Here is an 8,962-nt window from a genome sequence, read left to right on the forward strand (position 1 = left end):
CCTCTTCTTAAAAGAAAACAGCTTAGTCTGATGCACTAAGCTGTTTTTCATCGATATGATTGAATCAAGGGAAACGCGGGAACTGACCGAAGTCCGGCTTGCGTTTTTCCTTAAAGGAATCGCGTCCTTCTTTTGCTTCATCTGTTGTGTAATAAAGAAGTGTCGCATCTCCTGCAAATTGTTGAATTCCAGCTAATCCATCCGTATCTGCATTAAATGCAGCCTTCAAGAATCGTAAAGCAGTCGGGCTCTTTTCTAGCATCTCCTCACACCACTTCACAGTTTCTTCTTCAAGCTGCTCTAATGGTACAACTGTATTGACAAGTCCCATATCAAGCGCTTCTTGTGCATTGTATTGACGGCATAAGTACCAGATTTCTCTCGCTTTCTTATGACCAACAATACGTGCAAGGTAGCCTGAACCATAACCAGCATCAAAGCTGCCTACTTTTGGACCAGTTTGTCCAAAAATCGCATTATCTGCTGCAATTGTCAGGTCACATACAACGTGAAGAACGTGCCCGCCGCCGATTGCATAACCAGCAACCATTGCAATCACCGGTTTTGGAATCACACGAATCAAACGCTGTAAGTCTAATACATTTAGACGCGGAATTTGATCGTCTCCTACATAGCCGCCATGGCCGCGTACTTTTTGATCTCCACCAGAACAGAATGCTTTGCCGCCAGCTCCTGCAAGTACGATTACACCAACATTTGAATTATCACGAGCACGTGAAAATGCATCAATTAATTCACTCACAGTCTTTGGTGTAAACGCGTTATGTACATGTGGACGATTAATCGTGATCTTTGCGATCCCATTGTACGTTTCATATAAAATTTCGTCATACTGACGCTCAGTTTGCCATTCAATAGCCATCAATAGTTCCTCCTCTAATCTTGCGTAATAAACTCACTTACTATTTTACCAAAAAAATGTGGTTGTTCCACATGAACTGTATGCCCAGCCTGCTCAGCCAATATGAATTGACTGCCTTCAAGCTCCTGCTGCATACGTTTGGCGATATTGCAGAACTTTTCATCAAGCGCTCCGCAAATCAACAAAACAGGTAAATTCATATGCTTTAAAGCCTTCCAAACAGAGGGCTGCGAACCTGTTCCTAGGCCTTCTAAGCTGCGAGCCAGTCCAAGTGGATTGGCTTTCAGCCTTCCCTCTCTCAGTTGAGCCTGCGTTTCAGCTGATAAAGTTTTCTGCGAAGCAAACAGTGGAATACTCTCCCAAAAATCCACAAACTTCACTAAACCTTCATGTCTAAGTTTCTGAGCGAGCTGATGATCGTGTTTGAGTCTTGCCATCCGCTCTTTAAAAGTGCGAAGCCCTGGAGAGGTACTCTCAAGGACCAATTTGTTGACTTGATCTGGATAACGAGAGGCAAATGATAAAGCAATACGTCCTCCCATAGAATATCCGAGAATATTCACTTTGTGAAGCTTTAATTGGTTTAAAATCTCTGCAAGATCTGCCAGCTGATGCGACATCGCATATCTTCTCATACTTTCTGGTGAGTCCGTGCGGCCATGTCCAAGCAAGCTGACTTGAATCAATCTTGTATTCACCATATAACCATTCAAGAACGTCCAAGAAGCCGCGCTTCCAGTGAAGCCATGTAAGCATAGCGTGGCATTCTCAGCCAATGGATTCTGATCCACCACCTCGTACGCCACACCATCACGCATCCGTATTATGAAAGAAGACATTCTTTTTTCACTTCTTCCAATATGTCATCCATCATTTGACGATGCTTGCCTACACGGGAATGCCGATCAGTTTCAATTTCAATTAAATGAAGTCCAGGCTCTTCTATATGCGCCATGTAGACATCATGTAATTCTTGTTTCGTTGACGGTTTCGAATAGGTTCCCCCATACAGCTTCGAAGCATACTCAAAATTCAGTCCAGTCGGCGTTCCGAAGAGTTTTTCATAATACGGTTCATCAGACGCCTGTGGAAGGAAAGAAAAGATGCCTCCCCCATCATTGTTTAACAACACAACCGTCAGCGGAATGTCCAGCAGCTTAGCTGCAAGCAAACCGTTCATATCATGATAAAATGATAAATCTCCAATCACTAAGGTGACTGGCTGTTTCAAAGCCGCATACGTGCCAAGTGCTGTAGACACAACGCCATCAATGCCATTGGCTCCTCGATTCGCCATCATCCGAAAAGGCTTCGATTGCGTTTCAAAAAATGTATCCACATCACGAATCGGCATACTGTTTCCGATAAAAAGGACACTCTCCTTCGGCAAGAGATGCTGAAGCTGACGGTACACATTCCCCTCAAATGACAGATTCTCATCAGAATAATGGGATGCATGCGTTCTGAATGAAGAATTAACATTCTGCCAGCGTTTTAGAAAACTTGTATCCTCACGTTGATCCGCTCTCTTGAATACTTCATCTACAAAAGTTGCCACATCACTTTCAATGACGTATGAAGCACTCAATCCAGGATCTCGAAAACCTCCGGCAGCATCAACGACAATCTGATTCACTTCCAAATGTTTTTCCAGCCACTTGAATAAAGGTTTGGACACAGGCATCGGTCCAAAACGAATGACCATATCCGGCAATAGATGCTGCTGCAATGCTTCATCTTTCAATAATGAATCATACGCATCAATAATAAGATCTGCATGTTCATGACCATTTCGCAAATGAGAAAGCGGGTCCGCTAAAATCGGAATATGCAAGGCTTTCGAAAGACGTAACACTGCCTCTTTCTCTTCCTGCGTATGAAGTTCACCACACACAATCAGTCCCTTTTTGGAATGGTTCATGACCGTCACGATTTCAGACATCACATCATCATTTGGGAAAGCCTGTCCTGCAGCTATGACCTTTTTTCGGCCTGTTTCTTCTCGCTCAAAAGGATCAATAGACAAATCAGGAAGCAATGGTTCTCTCAGAGGGACATTGATCTGAACAGGTCCCTTCGGCTCTTGCATTGACATATGATTTGCTCTTGCCGCAGCCGTCTGAACATAGCGTAACATCGTCTGACTTTCTTCCGGCAATGCTAAGTCTGTGAACCATTTAACAAACTTACCGAATAAGAATTGCTGATCAATCGCTTGAGGTGCCCCAACTTCCCTCAATTCGTGCGGCCGATCAGCAGTTAAAACAATAAGTGGTACACGGGAATAATGTGCCTCTACAATGGCTGGGTAAAAGTTAGCAGCTGCCGTACCTGATGTACAAATAAGCAGCACCGGTGCTTGACTTGCTTTTGCAAGACCAAGCGCATAAAAAGCAGCAGACCGTTCATCCACTAATACATGAACATTGATGTCTTGATGGGCAAGAGCCAGCATCGCAAGCGGGGTTGAACGGGAACCAGGACAGACAACCGCTTCCTTCACACCACCTTGTACAAATTCATCCATCAATCTGCCAATATATGTTGTCATGATTTGATTATTCAATCGGACGACCTCCAAGAGCAGATAGCATTGGTCTTAATTTCACTTGCGTTTCCTCGTACTCCTGCTTTGCAAGGGAATCCTCTACAATGCCGCAGCCAGCGAATAAACGAACATGGTCTTCCTCAATAAGACCTGACCGAATGGCGACAGCAAATTCTCCATTATCCTGAGAGTCAATCCAGCCCACCGGCGCCGCGTACCAGCCACGCTTCAACGGTTCGATTTCACGAATGACCTCAACCGCTTTTTCCTTCGGATATCCGCCTAATGCTGGCGTCGGATGGAGCTGTTCAATTAATGAAAAGAGGGAACAGCTGCTTTTAATTTCTCCCACAATCGGTGTAAACAAATGCTGAATGTTTTTTGTTTTATAAAGACTAGGTTGATTTGGTTTGTGCACGTGAAGGCAATTGGCCTCAAATGCTTGCTGAATCATATTGACGACAATTTGATGTTCAATCAAATTCTTCTCATCATGCAGCAGTTCCTCGCCTAATGCTCGATCTTCCGCTTCATCTTTTCCTCGAACAATCGAACCTGCTAAACAAGATGAAAAGACCTCGCCGCCGCTTTTTTTTACTAAGCGTTCCGGCGTAGCTCCAACGAATGCTTGTCTTCCTTGTTCAACCGCAAATACATAACTCGTTGTTTGATGCTTTAATAATTCTGCTAACAGTGGAGCAAGTTCAATTTGATTTTTATAGTGAAGCAAGACTTCTCTTGCTAAAACAACCTTTTCATATTCGTTTGCACGAATGCGGTCTGTCGCTTCTTGGATCGCCTTCATCCATTCCTTCACATCTAGTTCTTCCATATGAACAAGTTCAGCTTGTCCATCATGTCTGAGCGGTAATGTTTCGAAATGAGAGGCTTTTTGTTCTAATTCTTGAATGAGCTGATGAACATTCCCGTCCACCTGCTTCCATTCATTGATCGTAAGAAACGTGCCTTCTTTCGAGACAGTGAGCATCATCGATGGCACAAAAAAATGAGCCTCGCCAAAAGCTTCCCAGTGACGCGCCTTCTCTTCATACGGATCAAATGAGAATCCTCCAAATAAAAGCGGACCAACAGCCGCTTGCCTTAAATCCTTCTCATCATGAAAATGGAACATGTGCTGCTTCAGCTGTTCCCATTCTTGATGGACTATATCAAATCGTTCCTTGCCTTGCTCAGTTGATTTAATGACGGCCGCTCTGCCAAGTCCAGAAAATATCATTTGGCTTTCTGGATCAGACCAAAAAAACCGCTCGCCTAAAAAATCCGCTTCGCCGCTTTGGAAAAAGGCAAGAGGATCCAGATCGTCAACTCTTCTGGAGTAGCTTATCAAAACAGCATGGTTGACGTTATTCGCTTCTTCTAATGTCGCAAGCGCTTCCTGCCGGAAAGTACTTTGCACTGTTGTCACCATGATACATTCCTCCAAAATCCATGAAATAACATAAAAAAATAAAACCATAATGAAAAAATACATGAACATTCGAGTATGTCGAATGGCCTGCTTTTCTATTATAAACCTTAACAGATGAACTTAGTAAAGAAAACAGCTTTTAAAACCTCGAATCCTTATTATATCACGCTTTCTAGATTTTTTCGCTCCTGCTTCTTGAAACGAGAGCATCTAAAGGAAAAATGGCAAGTCCTGTTCTAAGATCAAGCTTTCTCTCGATATGGCAACGATTAGCAAACATCTTTTTCCGGTTTCATCGCATCAATATATTGACACCTTTTTGAACTTTGCTAAACTGGAATTTGGACGTGTACGTATTTTTTTATTTAAAGGAGTATATTTTATGCAGCATCAATCGATATCAGATCAGCTTTCACCGATTAAGCCTGATAAGAACTGGCGGATTTGGTGGAATTTACTACGACCGCATACATTAACAGCGGCATTTATTCCCGTTACTTTAGGAACTGTTCTAGCACTTCCAAGTGGTCAAATACATGTTGGGCTATTTTTAGCTATGCTGTTGGCATCTATGTTTATCCAAATCGCAACGAACATGTTTAATGAGTACTTTGATTATGTTCGCGGATTGGACAATGAGAAATCTGTTGGCATCGGTGGAGCCATTGTAAGAAACGGTGTGAAGCCAAAAACAGTCCTCGGCCTCGCTTATGCACTATTTGCGCTTTCTTTACTACTAGGGGTGTATATTTGCATGATGTCTAGCTGGTGGATTGCACTGATAGGACTCATTTGTATGGCAGCAGGCTATTTCTATACCGGCGGCCCTGTACCCATTGCATATACGCCGTTTGGAGAACTTGTGTCAGGTGCTTTTATGGGACTAGGAATCATCTTGATTAGTTTCTATATCCAAACAGGCACACTGACATCTAAAGCTTTTCTCGTTTCACTACCAATTTCTATTTTAGTTGGTGCCATCTTACTATCGAACAATATCCGCGATTTAGACGGCGATAAAGAAAATGGACGAAAAACACTTGCAATCCTTGCTGGGCGAAAAGCTGCAGTGAACATTTTACTTTCCATGTTTTTGGTCTCATATGTACTTATTTTTGTTTATATCTTCACAGATATTGTCGGCCTTTGGAGTCTTCTTGTTTTACTCAGTGTGCCAAAAGCATATACAGCTATCAAAGAATTTAAGCAAAAAGAAAAACCAATTGAATTAATGAATGCCATGAAATCTACAGCTCAAACCAATACATTTTTCGGTTTCCTGCTGACAATCGCTTTGATCTTACAATACTATATTGCGTAACAAAGAACGCCTGCAGCCGCAGGCGTTTTTTCATGAGGAATTGCTTCAAATTGGAACTAGTCTTGCAGACAAAATTGCTCATACTAACATTATGTTTGATATGAAAGGATGATCGCTTTGTTGTCTAAAGACGAATTACATCATTTGAAGCAGCGACTTCTCGATGAAAAGCAAGAACTCGAAGCTAAAAGCCATGACGATGAACAAAAAGTATCATTTCCTTATGATTCGCTCGGAGAACTGTCAGCCTATGATAACCACCCAGGTGATCAAGGGACAGAGCTATTCGAACGCGGGAAAGATATTGCGTTAAACAGTTTGGAACATGAACATTTGTTAGACATCAATGAGGCACTTCAAGCCATCACAGACGGCTCTTATGGCCTGTGCAAGGTCTGTAAGGCCCCTATTCCAAAGGAACGCTTAGAAGCCTTGCCTAGTGCCGTCACATGCACAGAGCATTCAAAAGAACAAACCGTTTCACAAAACCGTCCGATTGAAGAGGATTTATTAAGTCCGCCATCAGGTCAATTTGAAAATGAAGAAAGCGCAGCCTACGATGGAGAGGATGCATATCAAGACGTAGAACGCTATGGAAACTCTGATACCCCGTCCGATATGGAATTCCCTCCATTGACATACGATGATGTGTATACGCAATCAGAAGATGAAGATTATGTGGAGGACTATGAAGGATTCGCAGCAGCTGATATTGAGGGCAAGGCAAGCAAGGTATATCCAAATAAAGCCCACGAAGCCTATGAAGAGGCATTAGACGAAGAAGGTGTCATGACGGTATTTGGTGACTTGAAGCCGTACGAAGAAGAACCTTATACAGAAGAAAATCATTAGTCCCCTCATATTGGGGGCTTTATGTTTATATCATGTAATGATTGGGAAATCACTTTAAGAGTGAATTTGATTGGAGGAGATTCTTAATGGCAAGAAAAAGTATCATTTGGGCAGTGGTTGTCTTCTTTATTACATATGCATTATTCTCTATTGCCGGATTCTTGTTTCCGATTGACAGAGAGTGGTATGATGCACTGAATAAACCGGAATGGACACCAAGTGGTGGTGTAATTGGTGCTGTGTGGGCTGTCTTGTTTGCTCTGATCTCGTTGTCTGCAGCGATCATTTATGGAAAGTACGGATTTCAAAAAATCACTTTACCATTTTGGATTCTTTTTCTTTTAAATTACGTATTTAATCAAGCCTTTAGCTTTTTTCAATTTACACAAAAAGATTTATTTGCCGCTACGATCGACTGCCTGCTTGTAGCACTGACAGCACTTGCACTTGTCATCGTCTCGCGTAAACTAAGCAAAGTCGTTCCAATTTTACTGATCCCTTATGTCTTATGGGGCTTCTTTGCGACATACTTGTCTTATACGATCTATTCCATGAATATGTAAAAAAAGACCGCTATGATGGCGGTCTTTCCTTTTGAAGAAAATAAAAAAGAGATCTTTGACAAGACCTCTTTTAAACATGACCCGTACGGGATTCGAACCCGTGTTACCGCCGTGAAAGGGCGGTGTCTTAACCGCTTGACCAACGGGCCAGATAAATGGCGGAGAAGGAGGGATTTGAACCCTCGCGCCGCTTGCGCGACCTACACCCTTAGCAGGGGCGCCTCTTCAGCCACTTGAGTACTTCTCCATTTGGCTCCGCAGGTAGGACTCGAACCTACGACCGATCGGTTAACAGCCGATAGCTCTACCACTGAGCTACTGCGGAATATCATGGTGGGCCTGAGTGGACTCGAACCACCGACCTCACGCTTATCAGGCGTGCGCTCTAACCAGCTGAGCTACAGGCCCATGAACGGATATACAAATGGAGCGGGTGATGGGAATCGAACCCACGACATCAGCTTGGAAGGCTGAGGTTTTACCACTAAACTACACCCGCAAAAATATGTATGGGGCGATTGATGGGAATCGAACCCACGAGTGCCAGAGCCACAATCTGGTGCGTTAACCACTTCGCCACAACCGCCATACTGTCAATATTTTTTTATAAAAGTGGCTCGGGACGGAATCGAACCGCCGACACACGGATTTTCAGTCCGTTGCTCTACCAACTGAGCTACCGAGCCAAGTATTCTTTTTGAAAATGGCGGTCCGGACGGGACTCGAACCCGCGACCTCCTGCGTGACAGGCAGGCATTCTAACCAACTGAACTACCGGACCATTTTGGTTGCGGGGGCAGGATTTGAACCTGCGACCTTCGGGTTATGAGCCCGACGAGCTACCGAACTGCTCCACCCCGCGATGATATGGGTATTAAAAAATATGGCGGAGGAAGAGGGATTCGAACCCCCGCGGGCTTTGACACCCCTGTCGGTTTTCAAGACCGATCCCTTCAGCCGGACTTGGGTATTCCTCCGTATAGATGGTGGACCTTGTAGGACTCGAACCTACGACCGGACGGTTATGAGCCGTCTGCTCTAACCAACTGAGCTAAAGGTCCTTTATAGCGGCGGAGGGGATCGAACCCCCGACCTCACGGGTATGAACCGTACGCTCTAGCCAGCTGAGCTACACCGCCATGATCAAAATAATCTTTTAAAAAGTGGAGCCTAGCGGGATCGAACCGCTGACCTCCTGCGTGCAAGGCAGGCGCTCTCCCAGCTGAGCTAAGGCCCCATAAAGATGGTCGGGAAGACAGGATTCGAACCTGCGACCCCTTGGTCCCAAACCAAGTGCTCTACCAAGCTGAGCTACTTCCCGATCTTAATGGCGCGCCCGAGAGGAGTCGAACCCCTAACCTTTTGA

At 44.1% G+C, this 8,962-nt stretch carries 7 protein-coding genes and 14 tRNA genes; 3 read left to right on the plus strand and 18 right to left on the minus strand.

Annotated elements, in window-relative coordinates; translation table 11 throughout:
• Positions 1-64: 64 nt before the first annotated feature.
• The 4 genes from menB to C6347_RS18095 are packed head-to-tail and all read right to left on the minus strand — an operon-like array spanning position 65 to position 4,860.
• Positions 65-883 (minus strand): 1,4-dihydroxy-2-naphthoyl-CoA synthase, encoded by an 819-nt coding sequence (gene menB, locus C6347_RS18080; protein ID WP_034665273.1) that lies wholly within the window; start codon positions 881-883, stop codon positions 65-67.
• Between the two features lie 14 nt (positions 884-897).
• A complete protein-coding gene (gene menH / locus C6347_RS18085) occupies positions 898-1,722 on the minus strand; it encodes a 2-succinyl-6-hydroxy-2,4-cyclohexadiene-1-carboxylate synthase (RefSeq protein WP_106037001.1) in 825 nt (274 codons plus the stop codon).
• Positions 1,707-3,449 (minus strand): 2-succinyl-5-enolpyruvyl-6-hydroxy-3-cyclohexene-1-carboxylic-acid synthase, encoded by a 1,743-nt coding sequence (gene menD / locus C6347_RS18090; RefSeq protein WP_106037002.1) that lies wholly within the window; start codon positions 3,447-3,449, stop codon positions 1,707-1,709. Before menD ends, menH begins: the two co-directional genes overlap by 16 nt.
• Complete coding sequence (locus tag C6347_RS18095; protein WP_106031912.1) at positions 3,442-4,860, minus strand: isochorismate synthase; 1,419 nt, start codon at positions 4,858-4,860, stop codon at positions 3,442-3,444. Before C6347_RS18095 ends, menD begins: the two co-directional genes overlap by 8 nt.
• A gap of 382 nt (positions 4,861-5,242) precedes the next feature.
• Between C6347_RS18095 and C6347_RS18100 the strand changes: the two genes are divergently transcribed.
• The 3 genes from C6347_RS18100 to C6347_RS18110 all read left to right on the plus strand — a co-directional run bounded on the left by C6347_RS18100 (position 5,243) and on the right by C6347_RS18110 (position 7,596).
• Positions 5,243-6,181, plus strand: a complete 939-nt coding sequence (locus C6347_RS18100; RefSeq protein ID WP_034665260.1) for a 1,4-dihydroxy-2-naphthoate polyprenyltransferase — start codon at positions 5,243-5,245, stop codon at positions 6,179-6,181.
• A 117-nt stretch (positions 6,182-6,298) separates the two neighbouring features.
• Positions 6,299-7,033: a TraR/DksA C4-type zinc finger protein gene (locus tag C6347_RS18105; protein WP_034665257.1), complete on the plus strand. Its 735-nt coding sequence runs from the start codon at positions 6,299-6,301 to the stop codon at positions 7,031-7,033.
• Positions 7,034-7,119: 86 nt separating this feature from the next.
• Positions 7,120-7,596, plus strand: a complete 477-nt coding sequence (locus C6347_RS18110; protein WP_034620862.1) for a TspO/MBR family protein — start codon at positions 7,120-7,122, stop codon at positions 7,594-7,596.
• A 77-nt stretch (positions 7,597-7,673) separates the two neighbouring features.
• Here the strand turns inward: C6347_RS18110 and C6347_RS18115 are convergent.
• From C6347_RS18115 to C6347_RS18180, 14 genes are all read right to left on the minus strand, one after another.
• Positions 7,674-7,745, minus strand: a tRNA-Glu gene (locus tag C6347_RS18115).
• A gap of 7 nt (positions 7,746-7,752) precedes the next feature.
• Positions 7,753-7,843 (minus strand) — tRNA-Ser (locus C6347_RS18120).
• Between the two features lie 3 nt (positions 7,844-7,846).
• Positions 7,847-7,921, minus strand: a tRNA-Asn gene (locus C6347_RS18125).
• Positions 7,922-7,927: 6 nt separating this feature from the next.
• Positions 7,928-8,004 (minus strand) — tRNA-Ile (locus C6347_RS18130).
• Between the two features lie 17 nt (positions 8,005-8,021).
• Positions 8,022-8,095: transfer RNA gene (locus C6347_RS18135), tRNA-Gly, on the minus strand.
• Between the two features lie 11 nt (positions 8,096-8,106).
• Positions 8,107-8,182: transfer RNA gene (locus tag C6347_RS18140), tRNA-His, on the minus strand.
• A gap of 27 nt (positions 8,183-8,209) precedes the next feature.
• Positions 8,210-8,282 (minus strand) — tRNA-Phe (locus C6347_RS18145).
• A gap of 18 nt (positions 8,283-8,300) precedes the next feature.
• Positions 8,301-8,377 (minus strand) — tRNA-Asp (locus C6347_RS18150).
• Positions 8,378-8,381: 4 nt separating this feature from the next.
• A tRNA-Met gene (locus C6347_RS18155) sits at positions 8,382-8,458 on the minus strand.
• A gap of 22 nt (positions 8,459-8,480) precedes the next feature.
• Positions 8,481-8,573: transfer RNA gene (locus tag C6347_RS18160), tRNA-Ser, on the minus strand.
• 7 nt (positions 8,574-8,580) lie between these two features.
• Positions 8,581-8,657: transfer RNA gene (locus C6347_RS18165), tRNA-Ile, on the minus strand.
• Positions 8,658-8,661: 4 nt separating this feature from the next.
• A tRNA-Met gene (locus C6347_RS18170) sits at positions 8,662-8,735 on the minus strand.
• A gap of 25 nt (positions 8,736-8,760) precedes the next feature.
• Positions 8,761-8,833 (minus strand) — tRNA-Ala (locus tag C6347_RS18175).
• Between the two features lie 7 nt (positions 8,834-8,840).
• A tRNA-Pro gene (locus C6347_RS18180) sits at positions 8,841-8,917 on the minus strand.
• Positions 8,918-8,962: the final 45 nt, after the last annotated feature.

This window comes from Bacillus sp. NMTD17, assembly GCF_002998735.1.
GTDB lineage: Bacteria > Bacillota > Bacilli > Bacillales > Bacillaceae > Bacillus.

Bases quoted from the DNA above. Each gene is read 5' to 3' on its own strand.
- menH (WP_106037001.1), bottom strand. From the start codon at position 1,722: ATGTCTTCTTTCATAATACGGATGCGTGATGGTGTGGCGTACGAGGTG.
- C6347_RS18095 (WP_106031912.1), bottom strand. From the start codon at position 4,860: ATGGTGACAACAGTGCAAAGTACTTTCCGGCAGGAAGCGCTTGCGACA.
- C6347_RS18110 (WP_034620862.1), top strand. From the start codon at position 7,120: ATGGCAAGAAAAAGTATCATTTGGGCAGTGGTTGTCTTCTTTATTACA.
- C6347_RS18100 (WP_034665260.1), top strand. From the start codon at position 5,243: ATGCAGCATCAATCGATATCAGATCAGCTTTCACCGATTAAGCCTGAT.
- menB (WP_034665273.1), bottom strand. From the start codon at position 883: ATGGCTATTGAATGGCAAACTGAGCGTCAGTATGACGAAATTTTATAT.